16 protein-coding genes are annotated in these 17396 nt (G+C 33.8%); 7 read left to right on the top strand and 9 right to left on the bottom strand.

What is annotated here, in order from left to right; translation table 11 throughout:
• Position 1 precedes the first annotated feature (1 nt).
• From holA to ACLHDE_RS11615, 3 genes are read right to left on the bottom strand one after another with little or no spacing between them, the layout of a single operon-like run.
• Entirely contained in the window at positions 2 to 964 is a 963-nt protein-coding gene (gene holA / locus ACLHDE_RS11625; protein WP_415396579.1) for a DNA polymerase III subunit delta, read from the bottom strand.
• Positions 951 to 2897 (bottom strand): RNB domain-containing ribonuclease, encoded by a 1947-nt coding sequence (locus ACLHDE_RS11620; protein WP_415396578.1) that lies wholly within the window; start codon positions 2895 to 2897, stop codon positions 951 to 953. The genes holA and ACLHDE_RS11620 overlap by 14 nt, the downstream gene beginning before the upstream one ends.
• A 7-nt stretch (positions 2898 to 2904) precedes the next feature.
• Positions 2905 to 3705 carry an HDOD domain-containing protein gene (locus ACLHDE_RS11615; protein WP_415396577.1) on the bottom strand — a complete coding sequence of 267 codons (801 nt, stop codon included), beginning with the start codon at positions 3703 to 3705 and terminating at the stop codon, positions 2905 to 2907.
• A gap of 120 nt (positions 3706 to 3825) precedes the next feature.
• On the opposite strand from ACLHDE_RS11615, the gene ACLHDE_RS11610 reads away from it, so the two are divergent.
• The 3 genes from ACLHDE_RS11610 to purL all read left to right on the top strand — a co-directional run bounded on the left by ACLHDE_RS11610 (position 3826) and on the right by purL (position 6959).
• Positions 3826 to 4152, top strand: a complete 327-nt coding sequence (locus ACLHDE_RS11610) for a hypothetical protein (protein ID WP_415396576.1) — start codon at positions 3826 to 3828, stop codon at positions 4150 to 4152.
• A complete protein-coding gene (greA, locus tag ACLHDE_RS11605; protein ID WP_415398542.1) occupies positions 4145 to 4672 on the top strand; it encodes a transcription elongation factor GreA in 528 nt (175 codons plus the stop codon). The genes ACLHDE_RS11610 and greA overlap by 8 nt, the downstream gene beginning before the upstream one ends.
• 70 nt (positions 4673 to 4742) lie before the next feature.
• Entirely contained in the window at positions 4743 to 6959 is a 2217-nt protein-coding gene (gene purL / locus ACLHDE_RS11600) for a phosphoribosylformylglycinamidine synthase subunit PurL (protein ID WP_415396575.1), read from the top strand.
• A 4-nt stretch (positions 6960 to 6963) separates the two neighbouring features.
• Here purL and ACLHDE_RS11595 read toward each other — a convergent pair whose 3' ends face one another.
• From ACLHDE_RS11595 to ACLHDE_RS11580, 4 genes are all read right to left on the bottom strand, one after another.
• On the bottom strand, positions 6964 to 7188 hold the full coding sequence (locus ACLHDE_RS11595) for a hypothetical protein (RefSeq protein WP_415396574.1): 225 nt from the start codon (positions 7186 to 7188) through the stop codon (positions 6964 to 6966).
• 601 nt (positions 7189 to 7789) lie between these two features.
• Positions 7790 to 8182: a hypothetical protein gene (locus ACLHDE_RS11590; RefSeq protein ID WP_415396573.1), complete on the bottom strand. Its 393-nt coding sequence runs from the start codon at positions 8180 to 8182 to the stop codon at positions 7790 to 7792.
• A complete protein-coding gene (locus ACLHDE_RS11585; protein ID WP_415396572.1) occupies positions 8183 to 8494 on the bottom strand; it encodes an NGG1p interacting factor NIF3 in 312 nt (103 codons plus the stop codon).
• Between the two features lie 3 nt (positions 8495 to 8497).
• The gene (locus ACLHDE_RS11580) at positions 8498 to 9457 is read right to left on the bottom strand and encodes a 6-phosphofructokinase (RefSeq protein WP_415396571.1); all 960 of its coding nucleotides are present in this window, start codon (positions 9455 to 9457) and stop codon (positions 8498 to 8500) included.
• Between the two features lie 89 nt (positions 9458 to 9546).
• Between ACLHDE_RS11580 and purH the strand changes: the two genes are divergently transcribed.
• The 4 genes from purH (at position 9547) to ACLHDE_RS11560 (ending at position 13573) form a co-directional block, all read left to right on the top strand.
• A complete protein-coding gene (gene purH, locus ACLHDE_RS11575) occupies positions 9547 to 11085 on the top strand; it encodes a bifunctional phosphoribosylaminoimidazolecarboxamide formyltransferase/IMP cyclohydrolase (RefSeq protein ID WP_415396570.1) in 1539 nt (512 codons plus the stop codon).
• A 53-nt stretch (positions 11086 to 11138) separates the two neighbouring features.
• A complete protein-coding gene (locus tag ACLHDE_RS11570; RefSeq protein WP_415396569.1) occupies positions 11139 to 12209 on the top strand; it encodes a methyl-accepting chemotaxis protein in 1071 nt (356 codons plus the stop codon).
• A 90-nt stretch (positions 12210 to 12299) separates the two neighbouring features.
• Positions 12300 to 13187 (top strand): DnaJ C-terminal domain-containing protein, encoded by an 888-nt coding sequence (locus ACLHDE_RS11565; RefSeq protein WP_415396568.1) that lies wholly within the window; start codon positions 12300 to 12302, stop codon positions 13185 to 13187.
• Between the two features lie 11 nt (positions 13188 to 13198).
• Positions 13199 to 13573: a heat shock protein transcriptional repressor HspR gene (locus ACLHDE_RS11560; protein WP_415396567.1), complete on the top strand. Its 375-nt coding sequence runs from the start codon at positions 13199 to 13201 to the stop codon at positions 13571 to 13573.
• A gap of 73 nt (positions 13574 to 13646) precedes the next feature.
• Here ACLHDE_RS11560 and murA read toward each other — a convergent pair whose 3' ends face one another.
• Positions 13647 to 14909 carry a UDP-N-acetylglucosamine 1-carboxyvinyltransferase gene (murA, locus tag ACLHDE_RS11555; RefSeq protein ID WP_415396566.1) on the bottom strand — a complete coding sequence of 421 codons (1263 nt, stop codon included), beginning with the start codon at positions 14907 to 14909 and terminating at the stop codon, positions 13647 to 13649.
• 29 nt (positions 14910 to 14938) lie between these two features.
• Positions 14939 to 17338, bottom strand: coding sequence for an EAL domain-containing protein (locus tag ACLHDE_RS11550; RefSeq protein WP_415396565.1), 2400 nt, complete (start codon positions 17336 to 17338; stop codon positions 14939 to 14941).
• Positions 17339 to 17396 lie beyond the last annotated feature (58 nt).

Raw genomic sequence — 17396 nt, 5'->3', positions numbered from 1 at the left:
ACTAGAGTGATTTTTGAACTCTAATAAGAGTTGATAGTAGTATCGCACCTTTATCTACTCCTGAACTCTTCATTTTTAATTCACTATCTAGTAAAAGTTCATGTAGTTTATAATAGGTATTGGGTTTAAATTTTAAAGATAATGCTGCTTTTTCATCAACTACAAATTTTGGAGCAGGGTATCCTAGTATTTCTAGCGCATTAGGTGCTCCATTTACTCTTATATAGATGTTGAACATGTAAAGCTGTGTTAGATATGCTGTGAGTGCTGTAACTACTCTTATTTCATCCTCACCATGATCCAGTATATTGTTTAAATCTTGTGTAAAATCTTTTTTAGAAAGTATCTTCTTAATCAAGTCATCCATACTTATTTCTGCAAGTCCAGAAACCAGATGCTCTATATCTTTTGTAGTAATTACTTTATCATAAACTCTAAATTTATCTATCTCATTATATGCAAGTGCTACATCATTATTATGAATGTTTAGCAGATGCGCTATAGAATACTTATCCATATTTACATTTTTTTCTTTTACAACTTCAGCAATAATATTTATCGCTTCATGATGATTAGGGTTGAAAAATCTCACACTCATAGTGTTTTTTTTACTAAATGCTTTGTTATAAGTTTTTTGATCACTTCCATAGTAAGCATAGATAAAAAAATTATCTTCATTTTTCTCACATAAATCTATAAGGTCATCTAGCTCTTTTTTAGGAACCTTTTTTTCACTTTTAATGACAAGTACATTTACCCCACCAAAAAGAGAAGCTTGAGATAGATGTGCTTTTGCAGTTTTGAAGTCATATTCATCATAGTAAAATGTAAGAGCTGAAGCATCTTCTATATTACTGAGTTTTTTTGTGTAGCTATCTATAAGAAAACTACTTTCGCCAAAAAATACAAAACTCTTAGAGATACTAGAGTTTTGTATATGTTTGTCAAATTCAGCTTTGTACATCACTCTTCTTTACAACGTGAGCGAAAATCTTGGCCTTTGCTATATCGACTTTATCTATGCAAACTATTACATCTTGAAAAAGGACAGCATTTTCGGCTGATGTTATAAGAACTCTTGCACCAGTTATTTCATCATGTATCTCAGCCTTATACTCTGGTTCAGTCGTAGTAATTCTTGCTTTAAACTCTTTATTTAAATTTTCATTTGCCCAACGAGCAAATTTTCTATGTTGAAACTCAACTTCTATGGTGCTAGCTTCTCTCTCTTTTTCACTTATTGTCATACTTAGTGCTTCTATGTTTCTAAGAACATAAGAACCTTCCTCTGTATCGTTGTTATTAATAGCTTTTAAGAGTCTATGTACGATTAGGTCACTGTATCTTCTGATTGGTGAAGTAAAGTGTGTGTATGCCTCGAAACCGAGTCCAAAGTGTCCAGAATTTATTGGAGCGTACTTTGCTTGCATCTGGGAACGAATGATTAGAGTATCTACTTCTGACTCTAAATCCATCTCTCTAGCTTGTTTTTGTATATCTGTAATCGTCTCTTTTATAGAGTTTTTAATATCGATAGACATTCCGATTCCGGCTAATTCTTGATAAAGTAGTTGGAGTTTTGATTGGCTTGGTTCTTCATGAATCCTAAAGATTCCTCTGCTGTATTGATGTGCTGCTTCTTTATTTGCCAAAAGCATACAATCCTCTATAAGAGCATGAGAGGGAGTCTCTTCGGCAAAGGTAGTAGAGACAATATTTGAGTTTTTATCTATAGTCATCTCCAACTCATTTGAGCGAAAGTCATAACCGATTTTTAATCTTTTAACTTTAAGTGCATCTGTGATTGGGCGTAGTTTTTTTATCCAAGCAAATATCTCTTTTTCTGAGTTGTCTTTAGCAACTAGTTTACCCTCAAAAAATTCATCTATTTCTTCGTAATTAAATCTTCTTTGAGAATGAATAATTGCTTCATATACTTTAGACTTAACTACTTCAAGAGAATCTAAATCAAGCTTCATCTCAAAGACGTAAGAGAGTCTGTCAACATGAGGCTGAAGTGAACATAGAGTTTCACTAAGCTGACGAGGAAGCATAGGAATAGAGCGATGAGGAAGGTAGATGCTAAAACTTCTGTATATTGCTTCATTGTCTATTGTCCCAAAAGGAGTTACATATTCACTTACATCAGCTATGGCTACAAATAGGGTACTGTTTTTATCATCCCAATAAATTGCATCATCATAATCTTTTGCAGTAACGGGGTCAATAGTACAAAATGACAACTCTCTTAAATCTACTCTTTTAGGATACTTTGATGCATCTACGGCTTCAAATGAAGTAGCTATTTTTAGTACTTCTTCATCAAACTCATCATGTTTGTTAAATTGAGCAAGAACTATTTTTTCATCAACGAGTGGATCTTTTAAATTTCCTAGTTTTTCCATTATAGAGTTTTCTTGATTGTTGATTTTAAAAACATCACCTTCTTCATAGGTGTCTAACACTTTTTGTGCAAGTTCAACTCCGGCAGGATAGTCAGTCTTGAGATTAGCTAAAGCCTTTTTTGAATCTTTTAAGATAATGTATGCAACGCTATAAGTTTGTGCTCGACCTACTATTTCAGCAATTTTTGCACTAGGAGTTCCTCGTTTGCCCAGAAGTCTTTGAGCAATAATAAGGTCGCCTTCTTTTGCATCTCCTAAATCACCTTCACCAATAAACAGATCACGAATATTTTCACCAATAACATTTAAATAGGCTGTATCTTTTTGAACAAGACCAAGAGTACCGGCACGATACTTAGAGTTAAATTTATAAATATTGTCTTTTTTAGTAATATATTTTTTTGCTAAGAAGTTGTTTATGTAGTTAAGTTCATCGGGGCTTATATCTTGCTCACTCAAACCAAGAGTGAGTCGTATTAATAGAGATTTCAAAAGAATATTATCTAGCGTTTTCTAAAGCTTTATCGAAGCTTTCCATATCAAGACTATATTTGTTGATAAGTTCTTTAGCAGCTTCAATACTAGCATCTGTAAGTATTCCGCTGATAGGAACAGCAGTACGTACTACATGTAAAATTTGTGCAGCTCTTTGATTCTCAGGTTCTGCATTTTGTGGATTTAGGCAGTTCGCGATTGTTCCAACTAAACCCTCTTCAAATCTCCAATGTTTAAAGATTGTAGAACTTACTTCGGGAGTATCGACTCCAGCTACTTTTCTCTCAGCCGCTTCAACATCTTGAAGTTCTATAAGAGCGTCTCTAAAAGCTTTTTGAGTTCCATCAGATATGATTTGCTGGGAAATAAGAACTTTGCCAATTTCAACAAGAAATGCTGCTGGAGATAAAACACCAAGCAGTTTGTTCTCTTTTTTTATACACCATGCAGTCATAAGACCATGCTGTTTTTTAGATAGTGCTGAGAACATATCATTATTGATTCCGTAAGGAGATAAGTCTAGTGTAAAACTTTTTTTGACAATACTTGCAAGTGCGAAACCACGAACTGTTCCCATACCAAACAAACCAACAGCTTGAGAAATAGCGTTGATTTCACGAGAGAATCCGTAAAGCGGAGAATTTGCGGCTTTTAAAATATCTGCAGTTAAGAGAGGATCTCTTTCTAGAATTTTCACCATATCGTTGAAACCACTATCAGGATTTTGATAAACAGCTTCTATTTGCATTGCAGATTCAGGAAGCGGTGGAAGTTGTTTGATTTTTTTTAGTATTTCATCAGTCATAATGCTCTCTTTATTATAATGTTGTATTGTTCTTACAATTATAGTAGACACAAATAAAATTAATACTGAATATTTACAAAAAACTGTTATTATTTTCTAATAATATAAAAAAGGACTAAAATGCAAAGAGATGCAATGCTTACACAACTAGGCTATACACCTAATGGCGCTCTATTAAATCAACTAGAAAGAATCGAAAAAAATACAACAGGATATGAAAAAATTCAAAAACATATCATGGATTTGCATGATCATTTAAGAGTTGATGGTTCATATGTAGCTATGTCAAATAGTAATGATTGTTTTAAGATTAAAGTAGAGGCTCCAAGTGTAGAAATTGCGGCTGAAGCACATGAAAAAATCCAACATTTTAGTGATAAGTTTAAAGTTACAATAAATAAGTTAGAAAATAAAGAGACTTATTATATAGTTGGTTTTCATCACTAGCGAACCCATGAGCATTGAAGGTTACGACCTTCTAGTGGAAGAGTTTAAATTTCTACTCGAGGTCGAAAAACCTAAAACGGCAGAAGAAAAGCTTGTTGCAGCAGCCCAAGGCGATAGAAGTGAAAATGCCGATTATCACGCCGCAAAAGAAAAACTCCGTTTTATTGATAGAAGACTCTTCTATCTAAACTCAATGATTCAAAAATCACAGATTATAGACCCATCATCTTATGAACATAATAAAGTCAGTTTTGGAAGTACAGTAAAGATAGTAAATATACAAAGTGATGAAGAAGAGATATATACACTTTGTGGTGTTTTAGAGAGTGAACCAGAAAATGGGCTCATATCCATCCATTCACCAATAGCTAAAGCTCTTATAGGAAAAAAAATAGATGATGATTTTAAAATCAATCTTCCAAAGGGTAAAAAAGAGTATGAAATTTTAAATATTGAGTACAAAAACATCTTTACTTTAAAGAAAAATATTCGAACAAAAGAAGACTTCGCTTTTCATTAAAATTCTTATTAGAACAAATTAGATATAATCTCTTTTTAAAAACCAAAAATTAAATTTTTAGGATTCATCCGTGAGCCAACAATTAGAAAACATCGAAGAACAATTAGCTAATCATAAACTTTCTGGGGAAGATTATACACATATCAAACAGATTTTAAAACGCGAACCAAACTTAGTAGAGCTTGGAGTCTTTTCAGCGATGTGGAGTGAACACTGTTCTTATAAATCTTCAAAAGTTCATTTGAAAGGTTTTCCAACAAAAGCACCATGGGTTATTCAAGGTCCAGGTGAAAATGCTGGTGTAATTGACATCGGTGATGGTTATGCAGCTGTATTTAAGATGGAGTCACACAACCACCCGAGTTTTATTGAACCTTATCAAGGGGCAGCTACTGGTGTTGGTGGAATCATGCGTGATGTGTTTACTATGGGTGCACGTCCTGTGGCATCTCTTAATGCACTAAGATTTGGTAACATCTTAAATGATGACGATGTATCAAGACATCAAAGATACTTAGTTCGTGGTGTAACTGAGGGAATCGGTGGTTACGGTAATTGTATGGGTGTTCCTACTATCGGTGGTGAAGTTAGTTTTGATGAGTGCTATAACGGTAATATTCTTGTTAATGCATTTAATCTTGGTATTGCAAAATCAGATGAGATTTTTCTAGGTCGTGCTGAAGGTATCGGTAACCCTGTAATGTATGTTGGCGCAAAAACAGGTCGTGACGGTCTTGGTGGGGCAGTTATGTCATCTGATAGTTTTACAGAGGAGTCTAAATCTCTTCGTCCAACTGTTCAAGTTGGTGACCCGTTTACTGAAAAACTTCTACTTGAAGCTTGTATGGAACTTTTTAAGACTGATCACGTTGTCGGTATCCAAGATATGGGTGCAGCAGGTCTTACATCTTCATCTTTTGAGATGGCTGGACGAACTGGAAGCGGTATGATTATGCATCTTGACAAAGTTCCTGCTCGTGAAGAGAATATGACTCCATATGACTTTATGCTTTCAGAGTCACAAGAGCGTATGCTTTTATGTGCTAAAAAAGGTTCAGAGCAAGCAATTATCGATATTTTTGAAAAATGGGACTTAGATGCTGCTGTAATCGGTGAAGTTACAGCAACTGGAAATATGGAACTTTTCTGGCATGGTGAGAAATGTGCTGAGGTTCCTGTTGACCCAGTTAGTGAAGAAGCACCTGAGCTTAACCGTCCTATGAGTAAGCCTGCTTACTTGGATGAACTTCATAGTGTAACTATCAATGACTTTGACAAAGTATCAAATCAAGATGCATTTGAGACACTTACAAAATCTATGGAAGTTGTAGATAAATCTTGGATTTATACTCAGTATGATTCAATGGTACAAACTAATACTATAAAAAATGGCGGAATGCTAGATGCTTCTGTTATTCGTGTAAAAGAAAATGGCAAAGCCTTGGCAATGTCGGCTGACTGTAATGTTCGTTACTGCTACATCGACCCTAAAGGTGGTGCAGCTGCAGCAGTTATAGAGTCTGGAAGAAATGTAGCAATGAGTGGTGCTAGACCACTTGCTATTACAGATTGTCTTAATTACGGTAACCCTGAAAATCCAGAAGTTATGTGGCAGTTTGCAGAAGGCTGTTTAGGTATTAAAGAGGCTTGTTCTGAGCTTACAACTCCAGTTATAGGTGGTAATGTTTCACTTTATAATGAGACAAACGGTGTATCAGTTTTCCCAACTCCTTCAATTGCGACTGTTGGTGTCAATGATGATCAAAACAATGTTTTGATGTCTAGCTTTCAAGCTGCGGGTAATGCACTTTATCTTGTAGGTGAGTCAAAATCTGAATTTGGTGGATCACTTTATATGAAAGAGATTTGTCACAGAGTTGCAGGAACTTTGCCCGAGATTAACTACAAAAATGAGCTTGGACTTTGGGAGTTGGTAATTGAAGGTAACAAAAAACATTTACTAGAGTGTGCTAAAGATGCAAGTAGTGGTGGTGTTGCAATAGCACTTGCTAAAATGGCAGCTACTTCAGGTCTTGGTTGTGACGTAGAGATGAGTGTTGAAGATGAGAGAGATATTTTCGCTGAGTCTATGAGTCGTGCTATTATTGAAGTTAAACCTGAAAATCAAGAAGCTTTTGAAGCAATGCTTGATGAATCAATGGCAGTAGAGAAAATCGGAACAGTTGGTGGAAATAGCATCAAAATTAATGATGTAACTATGAGTATGGACGCACTTAAAGATAACTACTTCAATACATTTAAAAAAGTTATTGAGAAAGATTTATAAAGAGTTAGCCAACTCTTTGTAAATTAACATACCAGTCATCATTGAAATATTTTTTATCAGAAGATAATTTAATATTGACATGCTTGTTATATATCTTTAAAGACTCAATACAATCCTCTGGCACTTCCAAATCTTCAATTACATACTCTTCTACTAAATTCATATTTAAATTATAATCATAATCCAGTTCAAGACTATCAGTTTGTATTGTAAACTCTCTTGTTTTCATTTCAAATATCCTTTGTTATTATTTGAAATAGTAATATTAGTGAGTAACAATTTGATTACAAAGTATGGTTTATTTGTAATCTTTATGTAATTAAAAAAACTTAATTTACTCTATATGTCTTTTTTTATGAGAGGCTTTTAACGATGTTACTATAGGTATGGATGAGTTAAAAGAGTTGTTGAGAGAGAGATAGAACCTTTCTCATACTTTTTGTTCGCAAAAAGTATCAAAAACTCTTGCAACGGCTTCGAGCCAGACATTCGTCTGGTTCCCACAAAAACAACGAACAAATCCCTAAAAATTCAAAACTCACTTCGTTCAAACAATTGAATTTTCTTAACGCAATTTCTTTCCTGTTTCTTGGCTCTGCAGATGTTGCAACAGACAGATAAATTTTATCTGTCTGTATGTCTCTTTGTGTCACTTTGGATTTTAGTCTTTTTGACCGAGTGGAGTCGTTAAAAAAATACAACTGTTTGAGGCAAAGCCGAGTTTTGCATTTTTAGACGAAACGACCGAAAAAAGACGTGAAAAAATCAATCTTGTGACACGGTTTTTGGTTACTTTTGTAAAAAAGTGACATAGAAAACATTACTTTATTTTATAAATCGAAATTAGGTAATTTCAATTCAATTTGAATCCTGTTCCTAATCAGCTTTGTTAACTTATTTATACAAATTGTCGCTTCAGAAACATCTTGTTTATCGATAGCAATAGTAAAACTATTAAATAAAATCCATTCATCTTGATATCCATATATTTGAAAATTTACTCTTGCATATATTATCTTGTCATTTAGAGTTTTATTATCAATAAATGGTTTTGAAGATGATGACATTGATAAAAAAACTGGTAGGAAGGATTGTAAAGTTTCTAATCTGTAATCTAATCTTTTTTTAGAAATTTCATGTCTTCTATTTAGATAGCTATTTGTAAACCAACCTGTAACAATAACTATTACCGATATAATCATTATCCATTCTTTTATTTCCATTTAAAACTCTTCCATCCTAAAAACCTCATAAGCAACTTCTTCATAAGGATGAACTTCTTTTAAAACTTTTACAGCGTCTTTTATAAGATTGTCATTGCAAAGCATTTCAACTTTATACTCTTGAACTTTTTCTATTTTATCAAGCTCACCTATATGAGGATTTGCATCTGCGATGGGTTTAAACTGTCCAACTCCTAAAGTCTCAAAACTGCAACACTCGTAATTTTCATATCTGCCGACACCTATATCAAAAAGAGCTTGTTTAGTTTTTTCTTTGGCATCTGCAGGTACAAAATAATTTAGCTTATGCATCTCCTATGTGTTGTCTAAGTAGGAGAGTAGCTCAGAATCCAGCTCTTTGGTCTTGCTTGTTACTTCTTCTATGCTTTTAAATTCAAAGCCGCTCTTTGTATAACAAATCACACTTTCATTTTTATCATCAAGCATACCATCAACAGCATAGGTTATAAATTTATAAGCCATTAATCTATCATAAATAGTAGGGTTTCCACCTCTTTGAATATGACCTAAAATACTTACTCTAGACTCTATCCCAATCTTCTCTTCAAACCACTTCGCTATCTCTATTGAGTCTTGTTTTATGCCCTCAGATACTATGGCTATAAAATATCTTCTTCCATTTTTTATCTCCGATTTAAACTTATCTTCGTAAGACTTTAGGTCGTATTCTTTTTCAGGAATTAGGCAAAGTTCAGAACCAGAAGTAAGATGAGATACTAAAGCCAAGTAGCCACAATCTCTTCCCATCGTCTCAATTACAAAAGCTCTTCTAAAAGAAGAAGCGGTATCTCGTATGGCATCTATAGAAGTTTTGATGATATTTAGTGCAGTATCTACACCAAGCGAGTAATCAGTTCCATTTATGTCATTGTCTATAGTGGCGGGTATTCCACAAAATTTTGTGCCTGTCTCTTTGTAAAATATGTCCAGTCCTCTAAATGAGCCGTCTCCACCTAATACAACTAGCATCTCTATATTTAAAGCATCTAGATTCTGCTTCGCAATTTCTCTATACTCTTTTTGCATAAATCTTTTACTTCGGGCACTGCCAATCTTTGTTCCACCTCTATTTATAATTCCAGACACATCACAGTAGCTTACTTTTTTAATTTTGTTATCAATTAAACCTTCAAAACCATCATAAATAAAATATGGAGTTAAATCTTTTTGAAGTGAATATTCAACAAAATGTTTCAATGCAGGGTTCATGCCAGATACATCTCCGCCAGAGCATAAAATAGCTATTCTTTTCATATGGATTTCCAAATTTTAATTTACATAGTTTACCATTATATAAACTCAATTTAGATAACATTCTGTAAATTATTTTAAGAGGAAATGTTTTGGCAAAAAGAGCATTGGTAAGTGTTAGTGATAAGGCGGGCTTAGTTGAGTTTTGTACATCTTTAGTAAAGAACGGTTATGAGATTATCTCAACAGGTGGAACTTATAAAAAGTTAGTTGAAGCTGGTGTTAAGGCAATTGAGATTGATGAAGTTACAAAATTTCCAGAGTGTTTTGAAGGCAGAGTAAAAACTTTGAATCCTTATGTTCATGGTGGAATCCTACACCGTCGTGATAAGCAATCACACTTAGACCAAGCAAAAGAACTGGGTGTTGAATCTATTGACCTTGTTTGTGTAAACCTTTACCCTTTTAAAGAGACTATTGAGAGAACTGATGACTTTGATGATATCATAGAAAATATTGACATTGGTGGACCTGCAATGGTTCGCTCCGCTGCAAAAAATTTTGACTCTGTAATCATTGTTACAAATGTTACTGACTATGGTGAAGTTATAGATGCGATTGAGAATGAAAAAAATACAAAAGAGTTTCGTCGTGGATACATGATAAAAGCATATGAGCATACAGCAGCATATGACTCAATGATAGCAAACTACATGAATGAGCGTTTTAATGAAGGTTTCGGCGAGAAACAATTTGTAGTTGGGAACAAAGTAATGAATACTCGTTATGGTGAAAACCCTCATCAAAAGGGTGCTCTATATGAGTTTGACAAGCACTACTCAAACAACTTTACTACTTTAAAAGGAGAAGCTAGTTTTAACAACCTAAACGATTTAAGTGGAGCTGTTAAAATTGCATCTGCATTTGGCGATGAAAATGCTGTTTGTATTACTAAACATGGTAATCCTTGTGGATTTGCTATAAAAGATACTCTTTTAGAAGCTTACGAAGAAGCATTGAAATGTGATCCTGTATCTGCATTTGGCGGTGTTGTATCTGTAAATGGTATTGTAAACAAAGAACTTGCAGAAAAAATGAATGAAATCTTCTTAGAAGTTGTAATCGCTGGTCGTATAACTCTTGAAGCTCAAGAAGTGTTTGCGAACAAGAAGCGTATCAAGTTGTTTGAGATGGGGAGTGATAAGTTAGTCCTTGCAAATGATAAAAAAGACTTTAAACACATTGATGGCGGTTTTGTATATCAAGATGCTGATAAAGTTGGAGAAAATGAAGTAAGAGATGCAAAACTTGTTTCTAAAATTGCAGCCGAGGCTGGGGATATGAAAGACTTAGAGATAGCATACAAAGTTGCATCTCTTACAAAATCTAACTGTGTTGTATATGTTAAAAACTCTGCAATGGTAGCAGTTGGTATGGGTATGACATCTCGTGTAGATGCAAGCCAGTGTGCACTTAAAAAGGCCAAGGAAATGGGTCTAGACGTAACCGGTGCAGCTCTTGCATCTGAAGCATTCTTTCCTTTCCGTGATTCTATTGATGCAGCGGCAGCAGCTGGTGTTAAAAATGTAATCGAGCCTGGTGGAAGCATTCGTGATGAAGAAATTATAGATGCTGCTAACGAGTTTGGAATGAGTCTTTATTTCTCAGAAGTGCGTCACTTTTTACATTAAAACTTATGTTTGTTTAAGTTTTAAAGTATTACAATAAGACAAAGGAGAGACAAATGTTTGGGTCATCGGCGAAAATAGCGGAATTAACTGCAAAATATGAAAAAAAGATTTTAGATTTAGAGTCTGAAAATTCAGCTTTAATGCAAAGAATCAATGAGTTTGAAGTATCAGCAAATGATGTTGTAGAAGAAGATAAAGAATCTGAGATTGTTGAAACACTAATTAAAAGTTATGAGAGTGGAGTTGGTTTTTTACAAGGCACTATAGAAGATAATATTTTAGATTTAGAAGAGATTAATGTATTAAATCAAGAAACATCACAAAAAATGATTAGTATTGAGTCTGAAACAGCTAATATTGCAAATAATATTGAAACTATACAGAATCATTCAAATACTCTTGGGGATGATGCTAACTCTTTAAATGATAGTGTTAGCTCTATCGCAGATATAATTAATTTAATTAAAGATATTTCTGACCAAACAAACTTACTTGCTCTTAACGCAGCTATAGAAGCAGCTCGTGCAGGAGAACATGGTAGAGGTTTTGCTGTTGTTGCAGATGAAGTAAGAAAGCTGGCTGAGAGAACTCAAAAAGCGACTCAAGAAGTTGAGATAAATATCAATGGATTAAAACAAAATTCTAACTCAATGATGGAGATATCTAAAGATTTTATTACTGAATCATCTTCAGTGATGGAGATACTTGAGTCTTTTAATGAAAATATTGCTGAAGTTAATAGCAATAGTATAACTATAAAAAATAAAACTAATGATGTTACAAATGAACTCTATGTAAGTAATGGTAAGATTGATCATATTTTACTTAAACTATCTGCATATAAAGCATTGATTAGTTCTTCTGAAGTAAATATTCCTGATGAGAATAGTTGTAGATTTGGACAATGGTTTTCAGTGGCATCAAATGGATTCTTAAAAGGTCATGCCTTGTTAAATAATATAATCAAACATCATTCAAATGTTCATAAAGGCTTAGAAGAAACAATCTCTTATGGCAAAAACAATGAACTACTTAAAGCATCTGATAGATTAAAAGATGTTGAAGAATCTAGTGATATAGGTTTTAAAGAACTATTAACCGCTGTAAAGAGTACGAGAACTTAATTCTCGTACTTGATTGACATCCACTCAACTCTTATGATATAATTACGCTTAATAATTTAATAATTACAATATAAAAAATGTAGGAATAAAATGGCTAAATCATTATACGAAACACTTGAAATAACAGATAAAGCAAGTGAAGCAGAAATAAAAAAAGCATATAGAAAATTAGCAAGACAGTATCATCCTGACGTAAACAAAGACAAGGGTGCTGAAGATAAATTTAAAGAGATAAATTCTGCATATGAAATATTGAGTGATAAAGAGAAAAAACAGCAATATGATATGCATGGTGATAACATGTTTGGTGGGCAAAATTTCCATGACTTTTCTCGTTCACATGGAGGTGGGGGACAAGGCGATTTAGATGATATCTTGCGTCAAATGTTCTCTGGTGGTGGCGGTTTCGGTGGTGCAAGCGGAGGCTTTAGTGGCTTCGGTGGCGGAGGCTTTGGCGGGCAACAGCAACAGCAACCAAACTTAGATATTGAAACAAGTGTAACAATTCCCTTTAGTGTATCTATTCTTGGCGGTTCTCATTCTGTATCTGTAAATGGTGAGAGATTTGACATCAAGATTCCTGCCGGTGTCAAAAGTGGTGAGAAGATGCGTGTTAAAGGAAAAGGACATGCCCAAGGCGGAAGAGCAGGAGATTTATTTTTAAAGATTACTGTAGCTCCAAGCCCTGAGTATGTTAGAGAAGGTGATGACTTGATAAAAACTTTTGATGTTCCTCTTTATGCAGCACTTTTTGGTGAGAAGATTGCCATTAAAACCTTAGAAAAAGAGATAAAGTTAAAAGTTCCACAAAATACTAAAAATGGACAAAGATTCCGTGTAAAAGAGATGGGTGCGATGAACCGTAAAACAAAAGTTCGCGGAAATTTATATCTTGAAGCTAATATAGTTTTACCTAAAGTTGATGAGTTAGATACCGATTTAGTTGAGATGATGAAAGAAAAATTGTCTAGTGAGTAAAAGGAGATACTGTGATACATGAATATGATGAACCAGTTTACTTGATTAGTATAGTTGCTAAGATTTTAGAAATTCACCCTCAAACTCTTAGACAGTATGAGCGTGAAAACCTTATCTGTCCATCACGCTCAAACGGACGTATTAGGCTCTATTCTCAAAGAGATATAGACAGAATAAAACTTATTCTTAGACTCACTCGTGAACTTGGTGTTAATTTGGCTGGTGTAGATATAATTCTTAGACTTAAAGAGAATGTAGATGATATGGAAACAGAGATTGCAGAGCTTCGTCACGAAGTGGCTCGTGCACAAAATACTCACTCTGTATCTCCGGATAAAGCATTGGTAACTAAAAAAAGTGTTTATGAGATGATTATATTTGAGTAGTGCCCTCAGCTTGAGCGTATGGAATATTTTTCAAAGAAAAATGTTCACGGAAGCTCAAATAAAGATGAGGGTACTACTCCTTTAATCTTTTAACATTCGCTCCAACAGCTTCAAGTTTTTTCTCTAAAGCATCATAACCACGGTCTAAATGATAGATTCTATGTACATCTGTTGTTCCATTTGCTACAAGTCCAGCTAAAACAAGAGCACTTGAAGCTCTTAAGTCCGTTGCCATTACATCTGTTCCACTTAGTTGTGTTCCACCATTTATAGTTGCAACGCTACCATTAAGAGAGATATTAGCTCCCATTCTCTGCAGCTCACTAACGTGCATAAATCTATTTTCAAATAGTCTCTCTTCAATAATAGAAGTTCCATTTGCTTGTGTTGCAAGGGCTAAAAATTGAGCTTGCATATCTGTTGGAAATGCCGGATACTCTTGTGTTACTATCTTAACAGGTTTTATCACCTCTGATGGATGAATAGTAATAGTATCTTTAGTGATTGTAAATGTGCTACCCATCTCTTCAAGTTTTGCTAAAACAGCATCAAGATGTGAAGCATCTACATGAGTAAGAGTAAGCTCGGAACGACTGATTGCTCCAGCACAAAGATAAGTTCCAGCTTCTATACGGTCTGGTATTACAGAAAACTCTTCAATATCTATTAGTTTTCCATTAGTTCCGTGAACAGTTAAAACAGATGTTCCAATACCCTCAATCTTTACTCCACTTGCATTAAGGATTTCACAAAGTTGGACTACTTCTGGTTCTCTTGCTACATTTGTCAGTGTTGTATTACCAGATGCAAGAGATGCTGCCATTACAATGTTTGCAGTTCCTGTTACAGTAATTTTGTCAAAGTTTATATGACAGCCTTTGAGTCCATCAGGAGCAGTTGCCTGAATGTATCCAGCTTCTATATTAATCTTCGCACCCATTTGCTCTAAGGCTTTTAAATGTAAGTCAACAGGTCTTTGCCCAATAGCACATCCACCAGGAAGAGATACCTCACAATGTCCAAATCTTGCAAGGATTGGTCCAAGAACAAGTATAGAAGCTCTCATAGTTTTGACAATATCATAAGTCGCTTTTGTTTGGGCTAATGCTGATGTGTCAACTACAACCCTATCTTCTTGAAAGTCACACTTCGCACCAAGATTTGATAAAAGCTTTAAAAGAGTATTTATATCAGCAACATGAGGCAGATTCTTTATATGTACGCTATTTTTGGCTAAGATTGTCATTGCAATTAGCGGCAAAGAAGCATTCTTTGCACCAGAGATTTTAATATTTCCATTTAGAGAATCAACTCTTTTTATTTGTAAGTAGTCCATTAGTATCTTTTAGTAGTTTATTGTTGAGATTATATCTGAATATGTTGCTTATTTGGCATATAATCTTTTATAAATTTTGTAAACTCATCTTTAGGTATAGGCTTAGAAAAATAGTATCCTTGAAGTTGATCACAGTCCATGTTTTGAAGTAGTTTTACATGCTCTAAAGTCTCTACTCCTTCGGCTACAGTATTAAATCCTAGAGAGTGTGCCATGGAGATAATAGTTTGAACTATTGTTTTGTCTTCATCATTTTCCATGATATCAAGAATAAATGATCTGTCAATCTTTAAGGTATTAACAGGAAACTTTTTAAGATAGGCTAGAGATGAATGTCCGGTTCCAAAGTCATCTATAGCAATAGAAACTCCAATTGTTTTTAACTCTGTAAGAATTCTAAGAGTATTTGTCATGTTTGTCATAGATAATGTTTCTGTAATCTCAAACTCAATTTGCGATGGACTGACTTGATAGTTAAGCAGCATAGAAGAGATAAATGAGACTAATTTAGGGTCTTGAAACTGTCTAGCGGAGAGATTTATTGCAATTTTCAATCCTACTAGACCTAGTTTATTCCACTCTTGAATTTGAAAAATTGATTCTTCAATAATAATATTTCCAAGTTCTATCATCAAGCCTGTACTCTCAGCAATATGTATAAACTGATCTGGGAAAACAAGGCCATTTATTGGGTGCCTCCATCTCACTAGAGCTTCTGCTCCAGATATAAAGTTACTTATAGTGTCTATTTTTGGTTGATAGAAAACTTCAATGCCACTTTTATTTTTGACAGCTTGAATCAGATCTTGTTCTAGATGTAACTGTTGATCACTATAATTACCCATAGATTCTGAATAGATTCTGTAGTTATTTCTACCATTATTTTTAGCTTCATACATCGCTGTATCAGCATTTCGTATAAGTTCTTCAGCATTTTCACCATGCTCAGGGTAGAAAGAAACACCTATGCTTGAAGTAACATAGAGTTGATGATCACCAATATCGTGCTTACTTTGAAGAGTTTGTTGAATCTTAGACGCAATATTTTGTGCATCTAAGTTTGATTTAACTGAAGGAAGCAAAATGACAAATTCATCTCCTCCAAGTCTTGAAAGTGTGTCTGACTCTCTAATATGTAATTTTAATATCTCTGCTATATGTATTAGTAAATCATCACCAACACTGTGACCAAGAGTATCATTGATAAGTTTAAAATGATCAAGATCTAAAAACATGATTGCTATTTTTGTCTGTTCTCTTTTAGCATATTGAATGGACTTATACATTCTGTCTCTTAGAAGTGTTCTGTTTGCAAGACCGGTTAGAGAGTCATAATAAGCAAGTTTTTCAATGGTGTTTTTATTTTTAATATCGTTTGTTATATCCATACTAACAGCTGTGATTCTAACATGACCTCCTGCTTTTTTACGAACCTTACCTCTTGTTTGTACAAAAATCTCATTTTTATTTTTGAGAGTCATAGAGTATTTTATATTGAACTTTGAGCCATTTTTAATAGCATCTTCAATAACTTTTATAACTTTGTCATAATCATCTTTTGAGATAAAGTTTAAAAAGTCTTTCCATTTTATTACAGTGCCAAATTTTACTCCCAAGATGCGGTAAACTTCATCACTTAATAGTAAGATTTCATCTACAACATTGTATTCCCAACTACCAACTTTAGCAATTCTTTGAGCCTCTTTTAAGTGAGTTTCTTTTTGCAAAATAGTAGCGCTTAAATCTTTTGTGTCGTCTATGTATGTTGTGAGTTTTTTAACCATGATATTTGCTGATCTGTTGATAGTTCCTATTTCATCATTTGATTCTATATTAAAAAGAAAGTTATCTGGTCTGTTTGGGTTGAACTTTTCAAATGCTGAAGCCAGTATAGTTAGCCTTTTTAGCGACTTATATAATAGAAAACCAAGTAGTGCGATAGCAAGTCCAAAGAGTGTAACTCCACCAATAAACCATTTGTAAAAATTTTGTATATATATTTTATATGACTCATTTGAATAAACAATAGTTGTTTTGCCAAGTTTGTTTGAAGTAGTAGGGTCGAAAATAACTTTTGTAGATACAAAATGACCAGCTTTTTTTAACTCATCTATAGATTTGTTTTTTTTAGAAAAGAGTATGGGTTTTTCAAGAGTTACGGACTCTATCTTCAAAAGTAGGATTTTTTTATGCTTTAGTTGGTCTGTAGCTATTCTGTGAAGTTCTTTATTTAGTCCGTCATTTAAATTTATAGCTATTTCAGGAGATATTTTTTCTTCTATGGAGCTAATATCTTCTTGTATTAGATAGGTATAGCCTTGAGAAAAAGATTCTTTTGCAATTATTATAATAAAAATAATAAAAATAGTTGATGACATGAAAAGTATAAAGAGAGTTTTGAATGTTAATGAGGTAAAAGATATTTTCATGATTTATAACCTAAGTAGAATGTAGGGATTGTACTCTTTAATATATAAAGAAATGCTT

The sequence above is a fragment of the Sulfurimonas iocasae genome, assembly GCF_047716755.1.
Lineage (GTDB): Bacteria > Campylobacterota > Campylobacteria > Campylobacterales > Sulfurimonadaceae > Sulfurimonas.
Note: the sequence above shows the minus strand (reverse complement) of the source record. Positions and strands in the feature narration are given on the sequence as shown.